Source organism: Flavobacterium sp. (assembly GCF_044373165.1).
Taxonomy (GTDB): domain Bacteria; phylum Bacteroidota; class Bacteroidia; order Flavobacteriales; family Flavobacteriaceae; genus Flavobacterium.
Genome location: NZ_JBILQL010000020.1, coordinates 1 through 19,786 on the forward strand (window position 1 = coordinate 1; position 19,786 = coordinate 19,786).

The 19,786-nt window shown below is 36.8% G+C and carries 20 protein-coding genes; 6 read left to right on the forward strand and 14 right to left on the reverse strand.

What is annotated here, in order from left to right; genetic code table 11:
* The 6 genes from ACIQ32_RS04510 to ACIQ32_RS04535 form a co-directional block, all read right to left on the reverse strand.
* Positions 1-1,102, reverse strand: a 1,102-nt coding sequence (locus ACIQ32_RS04510) for a tetratricopeptide repeat protein (RefSeq protein WP_396194499.1), incomplete at its 3' end; no start/stop codon positions are given.
* A gap of 89 nt (positions 1,103-1,191) precedes the next feature.
* Positions 1,192-1,890: an ABC transporter ATP-binding protein gene (locus ACIQ32_RS04515; RefSeq protein ID WP_396194500.1), complete on the reverse strand. Its 699-nt coding sequence runs from the start codon at positions 1,888-1,890 to the stop codon at positions 1,192-1,194.
* Between the two features lie 46 nt (positions 1,891-1,936).
* Positions 1,937-3,403 (reverse strand): DUF5687 family protein, encoded by a 1,467-nt coding sequence (locus ACIQ32_RS04520; protein WP_396194501.1) that lies wholly within the window; start codon positions 3,401-3,403, stop codon positions 1,937-1,939.
* A gap of 56 nt (positions 3,404-3,459) precedes the next feature.
* The gene (locus tag ACIQ32_RS04525; RefSeq protein ID WP_396194502.1) at positions 3,460-4,161 is read right to left on the reverse strand and encodes a hypothetical protein; all 702 of its coding nucleotides are present in this window, start codon (positions 4,159-4,161) and stop codon (positions 3,460-3,462) included.
* Positions 4,162-4,164: 3 nt separating this feature from the next.
* Positions 4,165-4,776, reverse strand: coding sequence for a hypothetical protein (locus tag ACIQ32_RS04530; protein WP_396194503.1), 612 nt, complete (start codon positions 4,774-4,776; stop codon positions 4,165-4,167).
* 2 nt (positions 4,777-4,778) lie between these two features.
* Complete coding sequence (locus tag ACIQ32_RS04535) at positions 4,779-5,114, reverse strand: PadR family transcriptional regulator (protein ID WP_290872881.1); 336 nt, start codon at positions 5,112-5,114, stop codon at positions 4,779-4,781.
* A 119-nt stretch (positions 5,115-5,233) separates the two neighbouring features.
* On the opposite strand from ACIQ32_RS04535, the gene ACIQ32_RS04540 reads away from it, so the two are divergent.
* Positions 5,234-6,289 (forward strand): 2Fe-2S iron-sulfur cluster-binding protein, encoded by a 1,056-nt coding sequence (locus ACIQ32_RS04540; RefSeq protein WP_396194504.1) that lies wholly within the window; start codon positions 5,234-5,236, stop codon positions 6,287-6,289.
* A 45-nt stretch (positions 6,290-6,334) separates the two neighbouring features.
* Here ACIQ32_RS04540 and ACIQ32_RS04545 read toward each other — a convergent pair whose 3' ends face one another.
* Together ACIQ32_RS04545 and ACIQ32_RS04550 are read right to left on the reverse strand one after the other, a co-directional pair.
* On the reverse strand, positions 6,335-7,333 hold the full coding sequence (locus tag ACIQ32_RS04545) for a glycosyltransferase family 9 protein (RefSeq protein ID WP_396194533.1): 999 nt from the start codon (positions 7,331-7,333) through the stop codon (positions 6,335-6,337).
* A 59-nt stretch (positions 7,334-7,392) separates the two neighbouring features.
* Entirely contained in the window at positions 7,393-7,998 is a 606-nt protein-coding gene (locus ACIQ32_RS04550; protein ID WP_396194505.1) for a DUF4254 domain-containing protein, read from the reverse strand.
* Between the two features lie 102 nt (positions 7,999-8,100).
* Between ACIQ32_RS04550 and upp the strand changes: the two genes are divergently transcribed.
* Positions 8,101-8,754, forward strand: coding sequence for a uracil phosphoribosyltransferase (gene upp, locus ACIQ32_RS04555; protein ID WP_396194506.1), 654 nt, complete (start codon positions 8,101-8,103; stop codon positions 8,752-8,754).
* On the opposite strand, the gene ACIQ32_RS04560 is transcribed toward upp, so the two are convergent.
* Positions 8,749-9,678: a DUF6427 family protein gene (locus ACIQ32_RS04560; protein ID WP_396194508.1), complete on the reverse strand. Its 930-nt coding sequence runs from the start codon at positions 9,676-9,678 to the stop codon at positions 8,749-8,751. The genes upp and ACIQ32_RS04560 overlap by 6 nt on opposite strands.
* 45 nt (positions 9,679-9,723) lie before the next feature.
* On the opposite strand from ACIQ32_RS04560, the gene ACIQ32_RS04565 reads away from it, so the two are divergent.
* Positions 9,724-9,954, forward strand: coding sequence for a uracil phosphoribosyltransferase (locus ACIQ32_RS04565; RefSeq protein ID WP_396194509.1), 231 nt, complete (start codon positions 9,724-9,726; stop codon positions 9,952-9,954).
* On the opposite strand, the gene purD is transcribed toward ACIQ32_RS04565, so the two are convergent.
* Positions 9,946-11,220: a phosphoribosylamine--glycine ligase gene (gene purD, locus ACIQ32_RS04570; RefSeq protein ID WP_396194510.1), complete on the reverse strand. Its 1,275-nt coding sequence runs from the start codon at positions 11,218-11,220 to the stop codon at positions 9,946-9,948. The genes ACIQ32_RS04565 and purD overlap by 9 nt on opposite strands.
* 164 nt (positions 11,221-11,384) lie before the next feature.
* Between purD and ACIQ32_RS04575 the strand changes: the two genes are divergently transcribed.
* Genes ACIQ32_RS04575 through ACIQ32_RS04585 form a run of 3 tightly spaced genes read left to right on the forward strand, consistent with a single transcriptional unit; the run spans position 11,385 to position 14,976 of the window.
* Complete coding sequence (locus tag ACIQ32_RS04575; protein WP_396194511.1) at positions 11,385-12,710, forward strand: hypothetical protein; 1,326 nt, start codon at positions 11,385-11,387, stop codon at positions 12,708-12,710.
* Positions 12,707-13,792, forward strand: coding sequence for a non-hydrolyzing UDP-N-acetylglucosamine 2-epimerase (gene wecB, locus ACIQ32_RS04580; protein WP_396194512.1), 1,086 nt, complete (start codon positions 12,707-12,709; stop codon positions 13,790-13,792). Before ACIQ32_RS04575 ends, wecB begins: the two co-directional genes overlap by 4 nt.
* Positions 13,792-14,976, forward strand: a complete 1,185-nt coding sequence (locus tag ACIQ32_RS04585; RefSeq protein WP_396194513.1) for a glycosyltransferase family 4 protein — start codon at positions 13,792-13,794, stop codon at positions 14,974-14,976. Before wecB ends, ACIQ32_RS04585 begins: the two co-directional genes overlap by 1 nt.
* Here ACIQ32_RS04585 and ACIQ32_RS04590 read toward each other — a convergent pair.
* Genes ACIQ32_RS04590 through ACIQ32_RS04605 form a run of 4 tightly spaced genes read right to left on the reverse strand, consistent with a single transcriptional unit; the run spans position 14,973 to position 19,736 of the window.
* The gene (locus tag ACIQ32_RS04590) at positions 14,973-16,340 is read right to left on the reverse strand and encodes an undecaprenyl-phosphate glucose phosphotransferase (protein ID WP_396194514.1); all 1,368 of its coding nucleotides are present in this window, start codon (positions 16,338-16,340) and stop codon (positions 14,973-14,975) included. The two genes, ACIQ32_RS04585 and ACIQ32_RS04590, sit on opposite strands and share 4 nt — an antisense overlap.
* 6 nt (positions 16,341-16,346) lie before the next feature.
* The gene (locus ACIQ32_RS04595; protein ID WP_396194515.1) at positions 16,347-17,330 is read right to left on the reverse strand and encodes a UDP-glucuronic acid decarboxylase family protein; all 984 of its coding nucleotides are present in this window, start codon (positions 17,328-17,330) and stop codon (positions 16,347-16,349) included.
* Positions 17,327-18,688 carry an O-antigen ligase family protein gene (locus ACIQ32_RS04600; protein ID WP_396194516.1) on the reverse strand — a complete coding sequence of 454 codons (1,362 nt, stop codon included), beginning with the start codon at positions 18,686-18,688 and terminating at the stop codon, positions 17,327-17,329. Before ACIQ32_RS04600 ends, ACIQ32_RS04595 begins: the two co-directional genes overlap by 4 nt.
* Complete coding sequence (locus tag ACIQ32_RS04605) at positions 18,621-19,736, reverse strand: DUF1972 domain-containing protein (RefSeq protein ID WP_396194517.1); 1,116 nt, start codon at positions 19,734-19,736, stop codon at positions 18,621-18,623. The genes ACIQ32_RS04600 and ACIQ32_RS04605 overlap by 68 nt, the downstream gene beginning before the upstream one ends.
* Positions 19,737-19,786: the final 50 nt, after the last annotated feature.

Below are 19,786 nucleotides of genomic sequence, written 5' to 3' on the forward strand. Positions count from 1 at the left end.
ACTTTCCGGCAGTGGCGTATTTGGCTGCATTAAAATAAATATCGGCTAAGTTTCTGTAATTGGAAGCTGCCAAATAAGCGTCTTCGGATTTCTTCTTCAGCGAAATATTGTAGTGCTTTTTCGCTTGCGGAATATTCTTGTTCTTGTCGTAAAACAAGGCTACTTGATGGTGTAAAACATCCAAATATGGGCGATTTTCTCGGTCTTCGATTAAATCGTTGAATTTTTTCAAAAAAGCAATTGTATCGCCTTTCTTATAATCAAACTGACCGGCTTGTTTGGCATGTGCCTGAATCACATATTGGCGTGACGCTTTGCGGTTCATTTCAATTACTTCTTGGTATTTGGCAAAAGCACTGTCTTTGTACCCTAAGCTTTCGTACAATTGTCCGAGAATAAAACGATAGCGAGCTTTTTCTTCGTTGGATTTGGTGAACTCGGTGGCCAATTTGATTTTGGCTACTGCGCTGTCTTTTTGCTCCAAATTTAGGAAGGCCTGAGCCAAAGCCGCATTGGCATCGGCAAAAATTTGGTCTTTGAACTTAATTTCTTTGAGTAATTTGGTAAGGTTGTTGACGGCTATTGCGTCGTTTTCCAGACGCATATTGGTTTTTTCTCTCCAAATTTTTACTTCGTAAATTTTATCGCTTTTCGGGTATTTGTAGAGCACATAGTTGAAAGCTTCTAATGCAGGAACAAAACGTTGTTCATAGTATCTGGATTTTCCTAACAACAAATGGGCTTCATCCATTTGCGGGTTTTTTTCAGAACCTTGGATGTACATGGAATGTTTTTGAATGGCTTTGGTAGCTTTTTCTTCCGCTCTCTGAAAGTTGGCGTTTCGGTTATCGCCCGGCAACATTTTGTCTTCGGTAATTTGCATTCTTTCGATAGGAAGCAATTCCCAAAAGTTGTCTTTGTTTTGCAATTTTACATCTTCAATCCCTTTGTCCAATGCTATTTGGCCGTTGTACAAAATATTGTATTCGGTACTTAAAGCATGAGAATTACGGGAAAGGAAAGTGTTTTTTTTGGTAGAACAAGCTATCAAAAAAAGAAACAACCCAGTATATAGAAAGTATTTAATAGTATTGGTTTTCAAAGCGAAACGTATTTTTATTATAACGTCAAATTGTTATAAATCGTATAACTAACTGGTAAAAATACGTTTCTTTTTGATATGGCAAAAAATTATACTGCAAAAAACGCTTCTAATTCTTTCAAGGTCTCAGGCGAGGTTTGAATGTCTTTTACCACTTCGCCTAAATGCAAGGCTACTATTCGGTTACAAACCTCAACAGTGTGCACTAAATCGTGGCTCGAAACCAAAACGGTTCTGTTAGGATCATCGGCTAGTTCTTTGATGATTTTTTTTAAACGATTGACAGTAGTTGGATCTAAATTCGCAAACGGTTCGTCTAAAATAACCACTTCAGGATTACCGATTAAAGCCGCGATAATCCCAACTTTTTTCATATTCCCTTTAGACAAATCCCTGAGGTATTTTTTGCTGTTCAGAATTTCACCATTAAAAAACTCTTCGTGTTTGGCCAACAACGCATCGACATCGGCTTTATTTTGACCGCGCAAATCACCGATGAAATAAAAATATTCTTCAGCGGTTAAATAGCCAATTAAAAAACTTTCATCTATAAAAGCAGCCGTAAATGGTTTCCAGGCTTCACTGGTATTCACCTGAACGCCATTGGTTACAATTTTACCGGAACTCGGTTGGATTAAGTCGAGTAACAAACTGAAAAAAGTGGTTTTCCCCGCTCCGTTATTGCCCACTAAGCCAAAACTTTGCCCTTTGGGAATTTCTAATTGTTCAATATTTAACACGCGAACACCGTTGGTATATGTTTTTGAAAGATTGGTAACTTGTATCATCTTGGAAGTAATTAGTAATTAGTAATTAGTAATTAGTGAATAGTAATTAGTTTTTTTGTTTGTAAGCTGCTATTGTAGCGTATTTTTCTGATTTGTAAATCTTTTCGATTTTGTCGAACACGTAGTTTCGGAACGCAAAACCCAAAACGCCGGCCGCAGCCACTAAAATCAGCCCTGCGTTGGGCGAAATCAAATAGTATCCCAAGGTGTACAATCCCATAGGAATTAACATTTTAGGCAATGAAATGAGCATGGTTTTCATATTGAATGCCTGCTTATCGCCAAAGGCTTGTTTGGAAGTGGTTAAATCGATTGGTGTTTTTACAAAAGCGCCACCTAACATGACCAAATGCGAATTCACGCCGATATTAAAAATGGCGCCGGCCACAATTATTAGGTAAGTGTGCAAGCCGAAATACAAATAGAATGAGGCAATCAAGGTTGAAATCACTGTACCAATAACCATTAACCACCATTTGGAACTGATGTATTCGCGGTATTGGATGTTTTGACTCATCATCAATTGGTAGTAAGCACTATCCCAACTCGGCACAAACTGCCCGAAGGTGAATAAAAATCCTCCGGAAACAAATATCCCTGCAAAAACCTTCATCCACGGATTGTCGTAAGCTTCTATCGATTGGGTGAAAAACAGCAAGCCGTAGAAAATAAAGATAAAACTCATGATTAAGGTAGTTCTCGAACGCTTGTTGCGTTTGAGCAATCGAATGTCGTTTTTTAGGAAAGTTCCCAAAGTACCAAACTGGTCCAACCAAGTGAAATTTTCGGTTTGGGCAACTTCGCTTTTTTTGGCTAAGCCATCGTCTAAATTCAAACGGTTTTTAAAATAATTATAGGCACTGTAATAAGTTCCTATTACCAAAATGATTGCAATTAAAAACCAATAATTGGTAGCATACATGTTTTGGAAAAACCCTTGGGTGTATTCGGTAACATCAAAAACATTGTAATACTGAGAAGCTCCCAAAACTGCTAAAAGGGAAAGAACAATATAAAAAACAGTGTTTTTACTATTGACCAAAATGTTCAAAAAGTTGTTGGTATAAATCATAGCCATCATCGCCAAGTGCCACAAAATCGCTTGGTAACCATAGCCTTTGTACAACAATACTATAGTGAAAGGCACAAAGAAAAAAGCATGTAAAATATTAAAAAAGGAAAGCGTTGTTTTGCCTAAAGTATAATGCACAATAGTGCTTCGTTTGATAGGTAAAACCAACTGCGGTTTGATATTGGTTACCGGCATTTTCTGAAGAAAATAACGAATAATCAAATCAAACAACACATAATAAATCATGAATTTATTGATGGCTGCCAGCGGCTCCATTTTATTGTCTTCCAATATGAAAAAGACAGCCGTTCCCAAGATGGCAAAGCAAGCCATAAAATACAACGCTCCCAATCCCATGATGATTTTCAGCGCGAGATTGGTCCCAAAAGAAGCCGAACGGGCAAAAGATTTCCACTCCAGCCTGATAAAATGTTTGAACATATTGCTTGGTTTAAGGTTTTTTGAGTTAGTTTCTAAAGATAGAAAAAAGTTACAAATTAGTTAGCAAATTCGTATTCGGGATAAGTTTCTTTTAAAAAAGTTTCGGCTTTTGACGGGATTAATACCAAAATAATATATTCACACAAGGCCATAAAAATCAAGAGAAAGCTGAACAGTAACAAGGTCCAATCGCTGTAATTATCGCCTTTGATATGAAGGGCTGTTTGAATGGGTAAATACATCAAACCCGAAAAGGAACCATAACCAAAGATGATTTCTTTGAGCAACCATTTCTTGCCGGTTTTTTGATGGTTTTTTTTGTTCTTACTCGAAAGGATAAAAATCCCTATAAAAAATAAAACCACCAAAGCCATAAAGGCCAATTGTACTATTAAAACGTTTTGCTGGAAATATTTCAACAGGTAGAAAACAATTCCTGTCACCGCTAATGTTCCTATGATTTTGGGTAATCCGAAGAACGTTTTCAGTTCTTTCCAAACCAATTTATTGTACTTTTTATTCAGCGCAACTTGGCGTTTTTCTACCACCTCCATAAACCCGAAAACCCCGAACTTTTTGAATTCGACTTTTAAAGCTTCTTCAAATGAAAGCGTCGGATGGTGTTGCCATTGTGTTTCGATGGCGTTGGCTAAGTGATCGACCAACTCGGTTTGCAAATCGTAGTATTCTACATAATGTTGGCGCGTAAAAGCATAGAGCTTTTCGATTTGTTCGGCGGTGAGTTTTTTAGGATTCATAAATCAAATTAGCTTTTTAGTATGTTGTTTTACAGCAATCCAATAGGAATAATAATAAGCCAGTGATAAAGTCATAAAGAACGAAAAAACGGCAACAGCATAAATAGCATCTGCTTTTCGAACCAAATGGATTACTAAAAACAAATAAATCATAAAAATCATATTGAAGCTTCCTACCAACGAAAAAGTATACAACCTTCTTTTGGAAGTAAATAAAGTATACAATTCTATCAAGGATAGTGGTGCTGGGATTACAATCGGTAAAATGTCGAAATAGGTTAAAAACCAATCCTTTCCATAAAAAGAAACCCCATAATAAAAGGCAAATGTGGCTATTGCATAAAGCAAAACGAATGGCAAAGAAAATACGGTTTTGGCCACTTGTTGTAGCCCGTTTTTGGAATGCTGTTGGGTTAACAATTGGTTGGTTTTATGAATAAAATCTTTTTTAGATGCCATGAATTCGGAAATCTTCTCGTCAAAAGTACCTTCCGAAATTTCAAGTTCAGACGCTAAATGATCTAAAATTTCCATACGGATGTCTCGGTAAATCAACCCGTACTTTTTAAGGAGTATTTTATCGATAACGGCTATGTTTTCCTTACTCAACGTCATGGTTAATTGGTAATTTTAGGTTGAACCAAAGCTTGCATGTTTCGGATAAAATCTTCCAACTCCGCCAATCGGTTGACGGTTTCCGCCGTTCCTTTTTCAGTAAGTTTATAGTATTTGCGCAAGCGATTGTCTACGTTTTCAACTTCAACTTCAAGCACGCCATCAGCTTCCAACTTGTGCAAAGCCGGATAGAGCGCGCCTTCGGTAATTTTCAATTCGCCTTGAGTAATTTCTTTTACTTTTTGGGTAATTTCATAGCCATACATTCTGCCGTTTTCTTCTAAAAGCTTCATGACTATGGTAGTTAAACTGCCTTTATACAACTGTGAATTTTTCATTCTACTGAATTTAGATCCACAAATATACATAAGTTATTTATATACATAGAAATCTTTGGTATAAATTATTTTTTTCTCAAAAGTGTTACGTTCGCTACCTTTGCAAAAAATAAAAACGCATGTCAACTTTCTATAAATTACATATCAAAGAAGTAAAGCGCGAAACGCCAAGTGCAATTTCCGTAGCTTTTACTATTCCTGCCGAATTACAATCGGTTTACCAATTTACCGCCGGGCAATACGTGAATTTAAAATTAACGCTTGACGGTCAGGAAGTGCGTCGCGCTTATTCGGTTTGTTCATCGCCCAATAGTGGTGAACTGCGTATCTCGATTAAATCGGTTAAAAACGGTCACTTTTCGAAATTTGCCAATGACCATTTGAAGGTCGGAGATCTTTTAGAGGTGAGCCAACCCGAAGGAAGATTTACCTTTGAGCCGAATTTTTCTAATCAAAAAAACTACGCGGCTTTTGCGGCCGGTAGCGGCATTACTCCAATAATGTCGATCTTGAAATCGGTTTTAGAAAGCGAACCCAACAGCTCATTTGTGTTGGTTTACGGCAATAAAACCGCAGAAGAAACCATCTTCCATGATGAACTACATGACTTACAGCTGAAATATGTCGGCCGCTTTTTTGTGCACTTTGTTTACAGCCAAGCTAAAGTTGACAACGAACTTTTTGGGCGAATCGACAAGTCGACTGTTAACTTTGTGCTTCTCAACAAACACAAAGAAAAAGAGTTCGACAAATTCTATTTGTGCGGTCCGGAAGAGATGATTAATTTGGTTTCCACCGTTCTAAAAGAACACAATGTAGCCGAGAAAAACATCAAGTTTGAGTTGTTCACTACCTCAACATCTCCTGATAATACTGTCGCCACTTCTCAAGAAGGCCATACTAAAATCACCGTTTTAGTGGATGATGAAGAAACCACTTTCGAGATGTCGCAGAAGCAAACTTTATTAGAAGCCGCTTTAAAACAAGGCATCGATGCGCCATACTCTTGTCAGGGCGGCATCTGCAGTTCTTGTTTAGCACGCATTACAAATGGCGCAGCAGTCATGAAAAAGAATTCGATTTTAACCGATAGTGAAGTCGCCGAAGGATTGGTTTTAACTTGCCAAGCCCATCCGACTACTACTGAAATTTACGTGGATTTTGATGATGTGTAGTTTGTAAACACTCACACAATACTACCTTTTAAATTCCAATTTTGTTTAGGCAAGATTGGAATTTATTTTGGCTACAACGGCCTCAACCGAAATGGTTCTCATGGCGTCTTCGTAACCCGGAACATTTTTGTTGCCATAGACTGAAGTGGGTAAAAGCGGGTATTTTTCTCGGTCGGCTGTCAAACAATTTTCTATGGGTTGTTGGAACGGTTTGAAACCGGCAAACGGATGCGTGGCACCCCAGAGTGTGACGACTTTTATACCGAGCATGGCCGCAATATGGGCATTGCCGGAATCCATAGAAAGCATCACATTGCAATTGGAAATCAGCTGAAGTTCTTCAGGTAGTTTTAATTTTCCGGCTACTACAATTACATTTACTTTGTTGGCTGCTAAGGTGTTGAGCTGTGCTGTTTCCTTTTTACCACCACCAAAAAGGAAGATTTTATGGGAAGTATTTTTAGCCAAATTATCAATCACTTGTTGCATCAAATCGAGCGGATATACCTTGCTTTGATATTGGGCAAATGGCGCTATGCCAATCCATTTATCATTTTCTTTTTCACCGGACAATTTTAAAACTTCGCCGGACAACCTTGCTTTCTCAGGAAAAATCGGGTTGGATAAATCCACAAAAAAACCAAGGGAATGAAACGTTTCCACATGTCGTTCCACCATCGATTTTACCGGTTGGAAAATTTTATTTTCGACTCGGGTTAGCGCTTTTTTATCGGCTCTGCCTTTATCCGTATGTGCTACTTTTTTTCCGCTTAAAACAAAAAGGTTTCGGATGACAATAGAGCGTAAAACATTATGCAAATCGGCCACAGCATCAAGCTTAAGTCTTTTTAAATCCGAATACAATCGAAATAAACCCAAAATGCCTTTGTGTTTGCCATTAAGATCAACGGCAAAGAAATCCACGTTGGGAATACCGGCAAAAAAAGGTTGGAAAAACGGTCGGGAAACTACCGTTATTTTAATTCCTTGATGCTGCTGTACAAAAGCGCGTAAAACAGGAACCGTCATCGCGACATCGCCCATGGCAGACAATCGGATAACGGCTATATGTGTAATTAGATGGGACAAAAGTTTGTCTGGATTTACTTTTTATTTTGGTACAATACCGGATTCAAATCGTCGTCGTTGTACATTTTCATTTGCTTGTAAACTTTCATGAATTTGTCTCCATTTTCAATGTCGGTCAGCAAATCGTTGATGGAAATAAACATGTCGCTTTTTTGATCTAACAACACATTTAATTTTTCTTGGCATTTGGCTCTGTGTTCTGCGGTTGCTTCGGCACGGTTGGCTTCTTCATTCATGTGGTAAATTTTCAAGGCCAAAATCGACAATCGATCGATAGCCCAAGCCGGACTTTCGGTATTGATTTTAGCATTGGGTTTTACCGCAACCTCTTTGTGTTTTTGCAAAAAATAACTGTCGATGTATTCTACCATATCGGTACGGACTTGATTGGAAGCATCGATTTTTCTTTTTAAATCCAAAGCCGCTACCGGGTCTATATTCGGATCACGAATGATATCTTCATAATGCCATTGAACAGTGTCAACCCAGTTTTTGGCATACAACAAATACTCAATTGTTCCTTTGGTATAAGGATTAAGCGTAGGTTGGTATACATCATCAATTATATGATAATCTTTAATACTTTGCTCAAAAATAGGAAAGGCAAATTCTGAAAACATAGTTACAATTTTAATTTTATTTGATACTATTAGACCCAAAGGTTTCGAGTGCAAAGATAGTTTTTATACTTTTACCTCAACATACAAAAATCAAAGTCGTCCATGCACATTCATTACATTTCAGAGCAGAATAGTATACTCAATCATTTTTTGGCCCAAATTCGTGATGTTACTATTCAAAAAGACAGTATGCGATTTCGAAAAAACATCGAACGTATAGGAGAAATTATGGCTTATGAATTGAGTAAAACACTCGAATATAAAAACATCGATGTTCAGACGCCGCTTGGCATCAAACACACAACAACTATTGCCGATCATGTGGTTTTATGTTCCATTCTTCGTGCCGGACTGGCTTTGCATACCGGTTTTATGACCATTTTTGACAATGCGGAAAACGGATTTGTTTCTGCTTATCGCCATCATTATGACAACGATGATAAGTTTGAAATTTTAGTAGAATACCAAGCCGCGCCTTCTTTTGAAAATAAAAATCTCATTTTAATTGATCCGATGTTGGCCACCGGACAATCTATAGTGGCGGTTTTGCACAAATTGCATTTGGAACAAAAACCAAAAGAAATTCATATTGCTGTAGTGATTGCTGCACCGGAAGGAATTGCCTACTTGGAAGAAAATTTACCAAACAATTGCCATTTGTGGGTTGCCGCTTTAGATGACCGATTGAATGAGAAAAACTACATTATTCCCGGATTAGGAGATGCGGGAGATTTGGCATATGGCAGTAAATTATAGTTGCGCAAAAAAGGCCATAAAACTTCCAACCACTAATAACAGTAAAACGATTTCCTGATACATTTTACTTTGGGAATATTCGATATTGTTGGTGGTCATGACTGCTAAGGGGAAAAACGTAAACAATAACATCGCGTTATTTTTTTCAGGAGAAAGGATAAAAACAACACTCCCAATCAGAAATCCGAAAACCATTTTCTTATAAGAAGCTTGTAAGATTAGCGGCCTGTTCGTTAAAGTAAAAATCATAGAGAACAAGAAGTACAAAGCCGCAACTACATAAAAAGACAAGGCGGCATTTTGATAATTATTGGTGAAATAATCCAACTCAAAATCCATTTGCGCTTGAACCATAACGTGATCAATCCATGTCTCATCAATTAACAATGCCGAAAACAAAAACACCACCGCTGTAGCCACAAAAGCCACAAAGGGAAGCAACCAATTTCTGTAATCCCGTGAAACGTGAAAAATGATTGAAATGTAAACTAAAAGAACAAAAAGAATACACCAAAAATGGAACAGTGAAGCAATAAAAATCCACATACAAGCATCAAATATTTTCTCCTTTGGTGCCTTTAAAGTTTGCAAAGAAATCAATCTCCGCATGGCTAAAAGCAGGAAGAAATTGGCGAAAAGTATGTTTGAATTGCTGAAAACAGAAGGAAAAAGCAACAGATAAAGCAAGAAAAACAATATAGCGTAACTGCTGTTTTTAGTCAGCCCGTTTTTCTTAACTATGAAATTCACCAAGAAAAAACTAACTAATAAAAGAATGATTAATAAGGCATTAGCTGAATTTCCAACAACATTATTTGACTGACGCAACAAACTGTTTTGGTACACAAAAAATGAAGCTAAAAGCAAAAGAAATACCAAGGTATAATTAACTATACTTGATTTTTTAAAAATGCTTGTTATCATGAGGATATTTTATACATTTGTGCTGTAAATATAACATTTTATACAATGAAAGCATTTTTCGAAGCTATTCAGACTTTATTCGTAGACTTTTTCTTTAAACCTTTAGATTGGTTACGCGAATTGGAATTGAGCAATTGGTGGTTAGCAAACATCGTAAGTTGGGCATTAATCATTGTTTGTTGTAAGTATATCGTGTATTGGTGTAAAGAATTGAAAAAGCACCAAGACAACAACGAAGAAAACCAAGATACAACGGCTCACTCTTTCTTAAGCTAAGTCAAAGCCGATATCTTTCCTGAAATACATCTTATCAAAATATAACTTGTTTATATTTTGGTAAGATTTTTTTATGGCCTCTTGGAAAGTATCGCCAAATGAAGTCACGGCCAAAACCCTTCCGCCGGCAGTTACTACTTGAGCGTTTTCTAATTTAGTTCCGGCATGAAACACTATTGAATCTGTAATGTTTTCTATCCCTGAAATGGCAAATCCTTTGTCGTAATCTTCAGGATAACCGCCCGAAACTACCATTACAGTGGTAGCACTTCGCGGATCGATAGCCAAAGTAACTTCGTCCAGCTTTTGATCGGCAACCGCTTGAAACAAAGCCACCAAATCCGATTGTACTCTCGGCATTACTACTTCAGTTTCCGGATCACCCATTCTTACGTTGTACTCAATCACCATTGGTTCGCCTTTCACAATAATCAACCCGATAAACACAAATCCTTTGTATTCGATACCGTCTTTTTGCAAACCGGCTACCGTTGGTTTTACGATTCGGGTTTCTATTTTTTCCATCAACACTTCATCCGCAAAAGGTACCGGTGAAACAGCACCCATTCCTCCGGTATTCAATCCGGTGTCGCCTTCTCCAATTCGTTTGTAATCTTTGGCGGTTGGCAGTAATTTATAGTTTTTACCATCGGTTAACACAAAACAACTCAACTCAATACCGTCTAAAAATTCTTCGATAACCACTTTGGAACTCGCGGCTCCAAACTTGGCGTTAACTAACATATTGCGCAATTCGGTTTGAGCTTCTTGTAAATCTTGTAAAATTAAAACGCCTTTCCCTGCAGCCAAACCGTCGGCTTTTAATACGTAAGGCGGTTGCAAAGTGGTTAAAAATTGACATCCTTGTTCAACAGTTTCAGCAGTAAAACTGGCATACGCTGCAGTAGGTATTTGGTGTTTTACTAAAAACTCTTTGGCAAATTCTTTACTGCCTTCGAGTTGAGCGCCTAATTTGGAAGGCCCAATTACCGGAACTCGGCTGATTTGAGAATCATTTTTGAAAAAATCGTAAATCCCTTGTACCAAAGGATCTTCGGGGCCAACCACTACCATGTCAATGTTTTCTCTAAGGACTAATACTTTAAGGGCTTCAAAATCGGTTGGACTAACAGCAACATTTGTCGCAATAGCAGCAGTACCGGCATTTCCGGGCGCCACAAAAAGTGTTTGGCAAGTTGGACTTTGTAATAATTTATAGGCCAAAGCATGTTCCCTTCCTCCGGAACCCAAAAGTAAAATGGTCATGGTGTGTGTTGTTTGTAGTTGTAGCGCAAAAGTAGTTTGTTTTGATTGGAGTTAAAAGATAATCTTTTAAAAAAAATGGCGGTTTGAAGTAATTCGGGTTTGGTTTTCTTATTTTTGAAAAAAATAGATTTGATTGTTTTCTAAAATCATTCAGAAAAGTTAAAATGGAAGTTTATAATACAATTTTAAGAAGGATTATTCTCCCGATAAGTGAGTGTATTTTTGGTATTCCTTTGACAAAAGAACTCAAAAAACTGGATGATTCTACCCGATTGTCTGAAACTGAAATAGAAGCATTACAACAACAAAAACTTTCGTTATTATTAAAGCATGCTGTAGCTCATTCCGATTATTATAAAAATTTAAACATCAACATTGATGGTAACCCTGTAGAAAGCTTAAAAAAATTTCCAATCCTAACAAAGCCTGTTTTAAAAGAAAATACGGAAGCCCTTTTAACACAACCTAAAAAAAATCTTTTAAAAAACGGAAGTAGTGGTTCAACCGGAGAACAAACTATTATTTACTGGAATAAAAAAGAACAAACCATTAACAGAGCTACACAATTATTGTGGTGGAAATGGGCAAATTACGAACTTGGTGATAAATTGATTCAAACCGGAATTAACCCGAAAAGACTTGGATTGAAGAAATATAAAGATTTCTTTTTTAGAACAAAATATGTTCAGGCTTTCTCTCACAACGAAATTGACATCAAGCGTATGCTGAAAGGAATAAATGATGACGATTATGTTTTGGCCGGGTATGCTTCATCCATTTATGTGATTGCCAAAATTGCTTTGGAAAACAACATAAAAATTAAATTTAAATCGGCTATTTCTTGGGGCGATAAACTTTTTGATTACTATAAAAAAACCATACAAGACGCTTTTGGATGCAAAACTTATGAAACATATGGTTCAGGAGAAGGGTTTATGATTGGCGCTCAAAAAGATTTGGATTATATGTATCTGATGGCCACAAATGTTTTTGTAGAAATAGTGGACGACGATGGGAATGAAGTTGAAGACGGGAAAATTGGGAATGTTATTGTTACAAATTTGAATGGCTATGCAATGCCTTTAATTCGCTATAAAATAGGAGACCTTGCCATAAAAATGGCTAAGAATAATTACCCGGACAACAGAGAATTACAACTGCCTGTAATTCAAAAAATTATTGGTCGAGATACCGATATTGTAAAAACACCTTCCGGGAATTTTTTAGTAGTACATTCTTTTACCGGTATTTTTGAACATATTCCGGAAATAAAGCAGTTTTGTGTAATTCAAAAAAATATATCCGGAATTGAAATTCAGTTCATTAAAGACAAAGGGTTCAATAATGCTATTCTGGAAAGCATCAAAGTTCAAATTCTGAAAAGCTTGAATGAACCATTTGAAATAAAATTTGAAGAGGTGGAAAAAATTATGCCAACAAAGTCCGGAAAACCTCAATTAATTGTTTCACATTTGACAAACTTACTATGAAAATAACAATCGTTGCCGGTGCTCGACCGAATTTTATCAAGATAGCTCCTATCATTAAAGCTATTGAAAAAAAGCAAAGCGAAGGCATTGACATTGCTTACCGTTTAGTACATACCGGTCAACACTACGATAAAAACCTCAGCGATACTTTTTTTGAAGAATTAAACATTCCGCATCCGAATGCCAATTTAGAAGTCAAAAGCGGCACGCAAGCCGAGCAAACCGGTGCTATTATGGTGGCTTTTGAAAAGGAATTACAACAACATCCTTGCGATTTAGTGTTGGTAGTGGGCGATGTGAATTCGACTATGGCTTGCGCTATCGTAGCCAAAAAAAGCCATATTAAAGTGACTCATGTAGAAGCCGGAATTCGTTCGGGCGATATGACCATGCCGGAGGAAATTAACCGAATTGTAACCGACAGTATAACTGATTACTTTTTCACCACTTCGACAACCGCTTCTGAAAACTTATTGAAATACGGCGCTAATCCTAACAACATTCACTTTGTGGGTAACGTGATGATTGATACTTTAACCCAAAACTTAAACCGAATTTCGGCTCCGGTTTTTTGGGACGAATTCGGATTAGCCAATGGAAATTATATTGTTTTAACTTTACATCGCCCTGCCAATGTGGATGAAGCACAATCATTACTGGTCTTGTTACAAGGCATAGATGCTTTAGCCGGTGAGAAGAAAATCATTTTCCCTGTACATCCACGCACCAAAGCTATTTTAGGCGATATGTCACTCGGATTGAAAAACATACTGATGGTGGAGCCGCAAGGCTATTTAAACTTTATGTTTTTGATTAAAAACAGTTTTGCCGTAATTACAGATTCCGGTGGTATATCGGAAGAAACTACCGTTTTAGGTATTCCGTGTTTTACCATGCGCAACAATACTGAAAGACCTGAAACGCAGAGCATCGGAACCAACACTTTGGTCGGCACCTCGATAGTAAACTTAGAAAAAATATTCGGCGAATTTTTAAAGATTGGCCCAAAACCGGCAGGAATTCCGGAGCTTTGGGACGGAAAAGCTTCCGAACGTATTATTGAAATCCTCTTACAAAAGTAATGGAAGAGATTCTCATTATATCCAATTATTATCCGCCTGAAAAGGGTGCTGCCGCCAATAGGATTGAGCAATTGGCTCTCAAATTACAGCAAAACAATTATGCCGTTTCTGTAGTTTGTCCGTTAGGAAATTACCCGAAAGGCGAACTTTTTCCGGAGTACAAAGGCAAATTTTCGGTAACAGAAAATAGGGATAACATTATTGTAAAAAGGTTATGGATTTACCCGAGTGTGAGCAAGAACATTTTGGTTCGCATACTCTCTGTGTTGTCTTTTTCGACGTGTTTGTTTGGCTATTTGTTGTTTCGTAGAACGCCCAAAAAAGTGGTAGTGCAATCACCACCTTTATTATTATCGTTTATTTCGGTTTTTGTTTTATCGCTTAAAAAGAAAAAAATCATCCTCAATATATCCGACTTATGGCCGTTGGCAGCTATAGAACTGAAAGCGGTAAAAGCCGGTTCTTGGTCGCATAAAGTTTCATTGTTTATGGAGCGCTTCCTTTACAAAAAAGCAAGTGTCATTATAGGTCAATCGGAAGAAATTATCGCGCATGTAAAGACCATTTTCCCTGAAAAAAGAACATTTCTATACCGCAATTTCCCCGATCACAAATCGGATTCCTTCGCCTTGAAAACAATCGAAAACGAACCCGTAAAATTATTCTTTGCCGGACTTTTAGGTATTGCCCAAGGGGTTTTTGAGTTGTGTCAGCAAATTGATTTAAAAGATTTGAATATTGAGTTGCATTTGTTTGGTGACGGCGCCGAAAAAGGAGCTATAGAATCACTCATAACCGATAGCAAAAATCAAAAGATATTTTATCATGGCATGATGGACAGAAAGGTTTTGCATGAAACACTTAAAACCTTTGATATTGCTTTAGTTCCTTTAAAAACCAGAATATACGGTTCTGTTCCTTCTAAAATTTTTGAATACAGCGCATTGGGATTTCCGGTGCTGTATTTTGGTGGCGGTGAAGGCGAAAATATAGTAGCTGAAAACCAATTAGGTTGGGTAGCTTCGGTGGGAAACTTTGCGGCATTGAATCAAAAATTGCAAGAGATTTCAAAACTTTCAAAAACCGATTTGGCCAATTTGAAACAAGGTGTTTTTGATAGGGCAACCAGTGCGTTTGACTTGGATACTCAGATACAGCATTTAATTGAAAAAGGTGTTTTTTAATACGCCTTGTCTTCTCCTTTAAAGATATTGATTACCGTTTGGAAAATGATTTTTAAGTCCATTATCATCGACCAATTTTCAATATAAAATACATCTAATTTGATTCTGTTTACCATGTCTTCTTCGGTTTCAATTTCGCCTCGGAATCCTTTAACTTGCGCTAATCCGGTAATTCCCGGTTTTACATAATGCCGTACCATATACTTTTTAATCTTGCTGGCATAGGCCTTGTTTTGAGACCACAAATGCGGTCTGGGTCCAACGACTGACATATCGCCTAAAAGCACATTGAAAAACTGCGGAAGTTCGTCGACGCTGGTTTTACGCATAAACTTACCGGTTCTTGTTACTCTGGGGTCATTTTTTGAGGCTTCTTTTTCAGTATGCCCGTTGACCTGCATGGAACGAAATTTATAACAGAAAAATTCTTGCTCATCTAAACCGGGTCTGCCTTGTTTAAAAAACACCGGTCCTCTGGATTCGAGTTTGATTAAAATGGCCAAAATTGGAATTAACCAAGATAGAAAAAACAAGATTACCAAAAGCGAAAAAACAATATCAAAAGCTCTTTTAATACCTTTGATGAAAGGGTTGTGCAATTGGGTTTTTTGTAGTGATAAAACCGGAAATAATTCGTAATAATCAATTTTCAGGTTTTTGGAGAAAATTTCTTTGGTATCGGGTATGAATTTAATGGCCTTTTTATTCTCATCGGCGAACTCAACGAGGTCTTTTAATTTTTCATTGGAAATTTCGTTTAAAGAACAATAAACTTCATCAATTTTATTTTCAATCACGTAATCTTTGATGTCATCAACTTTTCCTAAAACTTCGGGATTTTGCTTTTTATCTGAAAAATAACCGAAAAATCTGTAACCGTAATCTTTTCTGTTTTCAAAAACTTCTTTGAGTCTGATTGCTTCAGGAGTATAGCCAATGATAACCGCGTTTCTGAAATTACTTCCGGTTACTATGCGGTATTTCTTTAAATAATAAAAAAGAAAATACTTGAAAGCAACAATGATGACAAAACTAATAGTCATAAAGATCGCAATTGCTTTGCCGCTGAATATGGCTGTTTTAGCAAATGGAAAAAAAGCAATGACCACAAGTAAAAAGAGGCTAAACTGTTTTACAAGTTTGGTGACAATTTCGACAGGTGTTGTAAATCGGAACACTTCATAGTACTTGACAATCAAAGCAATAAACAACCATGTTACGGTTTGATAAGTCATGTAAAACCAACGGTTAAGATTTAGTTCTTTAAAAAAGTACAAACTTAACGCGGTTATGACTATCAAATCAAACAATACACTGATTGGTCTGATGTACTTTGAATATCTTCCTGTTTGGTGTGCCGTCATACGATACTAATGGATATATCCCTTAAAATCTTTATGCTCTTCCTTTAATAGTTCTTCGTTCGAAAGAGATTTGAAATATTCATAAGTTAGCTTCATGCCTTCCTCACGTTTTACCTTAGCTTCCCAGCCTAACAATTCTTTGGCTTTAGTCGTATCGGGTTGACGTTGTAAAGGATCATTAACGGGTAGCGGATGATACACTACTTTTTGATTGGTGCCGGTTAATTTGATGATTTCCTCGGCAAAATCTTTGATGCTGATTTCGTCAGGATTACCAATGTTGACCGGATAAGGATAATCAGAATGCAATAATCGGAAAATGCCTTCCACCTGATCGGTTACGTAGCAAAACGAGCGGGTTTGACTTCCGTCACCAAAAATGGTCAAATCTTCTCCGCGAAGTGCCTGACCTATAAAAGCCGGAATCACACGACCGTCGTTTAATCGCATTCTTGGTCCGTAGGTATTAAATATTCTTACGATACGGGTTTCCAAACCATGAAAAGTGTGGTAAGCCATAGTGATAGATTCTTGAAAGCGTTTGGCTTCGTCATATACACCTCTTGGTCCGATAGTATTTACATTTCCGTAATACTCCTCAGTTTGCGGATGCACCAACGGATCGCCGTAGACTTCAGAAGTTGAAGCTATTAATATTCTGGCTTTTTTTACCCTGGCTAAACCTAAGAGATTATGCGTTCCCAAAGAACCCACTTTTAAGGTTTGTATCGGAATTTTTAAATAATCTATCGGGCTGGCCGGTGAAGCAAAATGAAGGATATAATCCAATTTTCCGGGAACATGTACAAACTTAGTTACATCATGATGGTAAAACTCAAAGTTCTTGTCTTTAAACAAGTGCTCGATATTTTTTAAATCTCCTGTGATTAAATTATCCATTCCAATCACAAAGTATCCTTCGACAATAAAACGATCACACAAATGAGAACCTAAAAAACCTGCGGCTCCGGTAATTAATATTCTTTTCATACAACTTGGTCAGGTTCGGATTTCTTAAGCGAAATTCCACTATTAAAAAGGCAATAAAGTAAAGTGAAAAAAACCACTCCTCTTTGTCGCCACAAAAATGATTCGGTCAAAAATAAACTTATCATTAGAATTGCGAAAGCAAAATGCACAAAATCTTTAGAATGGTATGCGTTTTTTACGTTAATTATCAACATACACAACAATATCATAAAACCAAAAAAACCCAATTCGGCAAAATTTTGAACATATTGATTGTGAAAGTTTTTGGTTTGGTAACCTTCTGTTCCGTCGTAACCCATAAACAAATTATATTGTTGGGCTTTTTCTTGAATTTTAGGCGTTGACGCATTCAATCCCAATCCTTTAAAAAATAGGGCTTCTTCTTGAAGTAGCTCGGTAAAAATTCGGAATTGATATACTCTGAATGCTGTCCCCGGAAAATAATCGTTAGGCGTGAATATTTCGTTTGTCCAAGCTTCTTTTAAGCTAACATAATGAACGCCTTGTGGTACTCCTTCGATTACATTAGCGCTTAAACTTTTATCGGTATTGGTTTGAAATTCTACTTGAAAACGGTGTTTTATTCTTCCCACAGAAAACACCAACGCAATTAATAATCCAAAAACAATTAAATTTCGCAAGCGCAATTTGTGAGCTGATTTGGAAAAAAAGAACACCTGTATCAAGGATAATAGTATGACCATTAAAATGATATTTTTAGAAGACAGCAATAGTGTAAATCCAAAAAGAAGTAATGAAAAAACAGTATCCAATTTGCTTTTCTTTTCTTTAGTAAAAAAGTAAAAAAAGGCAACCCCTACAAAAACAGAGACGTGAATAGCATTCAATAACTTAGGTACTAATCCAAAATCGTCTTCGTTGGTTCCGTGATAGAAAAAGACTCTAGAATCTAAAGTAATAAGATACCGTATTGCTGCTCTGGCTAAAAAAAAGCCCGTTAATAAAACCATCGAATAGCTGTAAACCGATACGATTTTTACCTTTTGTTCACGGGTAAAATTTTTCATTAGTAAGAATCCAAAAGGGATTAGGAGCAATGGTAATTCTTTAGACAAGGCTGTTAGGGTGCTTTTTGGATCGATTGACCAGCCATAAGAAATGACCATCAGTAAATACAACCCGATTGGAAGCAACAACGAAGTTTGCCAATAAAAATTGCTTTTCTTAAACCCAATAATTGCAAATACCATAAACAAACCTAAGGCAATATTATTGGCCGCATAGAGCAACGGAATAGTAACTAATAATAAAAGGGTTGGAAGAAAAGAACTATTGTTTTGATTTTCTTTTAGGAGATTTTGAAAAACAGTCTTCAAATAGTTGTAAATATTGCCCATTTATTTTTTCCCAATTAAATTCGTTGACGATGGCATCGTAGTTATTTTGAACCAATTGCAAGTTATCATTTTTTTTGATAGTATTGAGAATATTTTTGACCTCTTGAGCGTTGGAAAAATAGTAGCTGTTGGTTTTTAGAATGCCTTTATTAAAATCGTTATTGTGCGCAATGACTAAGGCTTTTGACGCCATGGCTTCTAAAAGTGACGGGTTAGTTCCTCCAACCGAGTGTCCGTGGAAATACAAATTCGAAAAATAACGCAAATTATTGAGGTGTTCCAAGTTGTAAATTCCGCCTAAAAAACTAATGTTTTCATGTGATTTGTATTTATTTTTAAGATATTCACCATATTTGGTCTCGTGTTTGCCTATGACTAATATTGGCGTTTTATCTTCGTTCATGGCCACGCCTTCCAAAACCATATCTAAATTGTTCTCGGGTTCAAAACGAGCCATAATCATATTGTATTGCTCTTTTTCTAAACCGTACTCTTTCAGTATAGACTCATCAGGATTGTCAAACGGATGGGCGCCATAGGCAATATAGGTTGACTCTTTCTTGTATTTAGCCTTTAGAAATTTCTGGATTCCAATAGAATCTGAAACCAAAAAGTCGCTGCTTACTGCAGCCAATCTTTCGGCAAATTTCAAAAACTGCTGTACCGGTTTGGAATATTTGGTTCGTTTCCATTCTAAGCCATCCATATTGGTGATGGTGATGGATTTTTTGGGCAACAAAAAACACCAGATAGAATTACTGGTATAGCCTAATTGGAGAATGATATCAAAGTCTCTTTTGCGGGAATCCATGATACAATTGTAGTCATAGATGAATTGGCCAAAGGTTCCTAATTTGTATTCCGGATCATATTGGTGAATGATGTTAACCCCGTGAAAAGATTTTTCCTGAAACGGATGATCATGAGAATTATAACAATATACTTCGTGGCCTTTTTGCACTAAGTAGACTGAAAAAAATTCAGCGAACTGTTCAAAACCACCGTAATAATTGGGTACACCACGAGTTCCTAGTATGGCTATTTTCATTGACTCCTTTTTTCAGGTGTCAAAAATAGGAAAAATAGAATTGAAAAAAG

Coding starts and splice junctions, on each gene's coding strand:
- ACIQ32_RS04515 (WP_396194500.1), bottom strand. CDS start 1,890: ATGATACAAGTTACCAATCTTTCAAAAACATATACCAACGGTGTTCGC.
- ACIQ32_RS04520 (WP_396194501.1), bottom strand. CDS start 3,403: ATGTTCAAACATTTTATCAGGCTGGAGTGGAAATCTTTTGCCCGTTCG.
- ACIQ32_RS04525 (WP_396194502.1), bottom strand. CDS start 4,161: ATGAATCCTAAAAAACTCACCGCCGAACAAATCGAAAAGCTCTATGCT.
- ACIQ32_RS04530 (WP_396194503.1), bottom strand. CDS start 4,776: ATGACGTTGAGTAAGGAAAACATAGCCGTTATCGATAAAATACTCCTT.
- ACIQ32_RS04535 (WP_290872881.1), bottom strand. CDS start 5,114: ATGAAAAATTCACAGTTGTATAAAGGCAGTTTAACTACCATAGTCATG.
- ACIQ32_RS04540 (WP_396194504.1), top strand. CDS start 5,234: ATGTCAACTTTCTATAAATTACATATCAAAGAAGTAAAGCGCGAAACG.
- ACIQ32_RS04545 (WP_396194533.1), bottom strand. CDS start 7,333: ATGGGCGATGTCGCGATGACGGTTCCTGTTTTACGCGCTTTTGTACAG.
- ACIQ32_RS04550 (WP_396194505.1), bottom strand. CDS start 7,998: ATGTTTTCAGAATTTGCCTTTCCTATTTTTGAGCAAAGTATTAAAGAT.
- upp (WP_396194506.1), top strand. CDS start 8,101: ATGCACATTCATTACATTTCAGAGCAGAATAGTATACTCAATCATTTT.
- ACIQ32_RS04560 (WP_396194508.1), bottom strand. CDS start 9,678: ATGATAACAAGCATTTTTAAAAAATCAAGTATAGTTAATTATACCTTG.
- ACIQ32_RS04565 (WP_396194509.1), top strand. CDS start 9,724: ATGAAAGCATTTTTCGAAGCTATTCAGACTTTATTCGTAGACTTTTTC.
- purD (WP_396194510.1), bottom strand. CDS start 11,220: ATGACCATTTTACTTTTGGGTTCCGGAGGAAGGGAACATGCTTTGGCC.
- ACIQ32_RS04575 (WP_396194511.1), top strand. CDS start 11,385: ATGGAAGTTTATAATACAATTTTAAGAAGGATTATTCTCCCGATAAGT.
- wecB (WP_396194512.1), top strand. CDS start 12,707: ATGAAAATAACAATCGTTGCCGGTGCTCGACCGAATTTTATCAAGATA.
- ACIQ32_RS04585 (WP_396194513.1), top strand. CDS start 13,792: ATGGAAGAGATTCTCATTATATCCAATTATTATCCGCCTGAAAAGGGT.
- ACIQ32_RS04590 (WP_396194514.1), bottom strand. CDS start 16,340: ATGACGGCACACCAAACAGGAAGATATTCAAAGTACATCAGACCAATC.
- ACIQ32_RS04595 (WP_396194515.1), bottom strand. CDS start 17,330: ATGAAAAGAATATTAATTACCGGAGCCGCAGGTTTTTTAGGTTCTCAT.
- ACIQ32_RS04600 (WP_396194516.1), bottom strand. CDS start 18,688: ATGGGCAATATTTACAACTATTTGAAGACTGTTTTTCAAAATCTCCTA.
- ACIQ32_RS04605 (WP_396194517.1), bottom strand. CDS start 19,736: ATGAAAATAGCCATACTAGGAACTCGTGGTGTACCCAATTATTACGGT.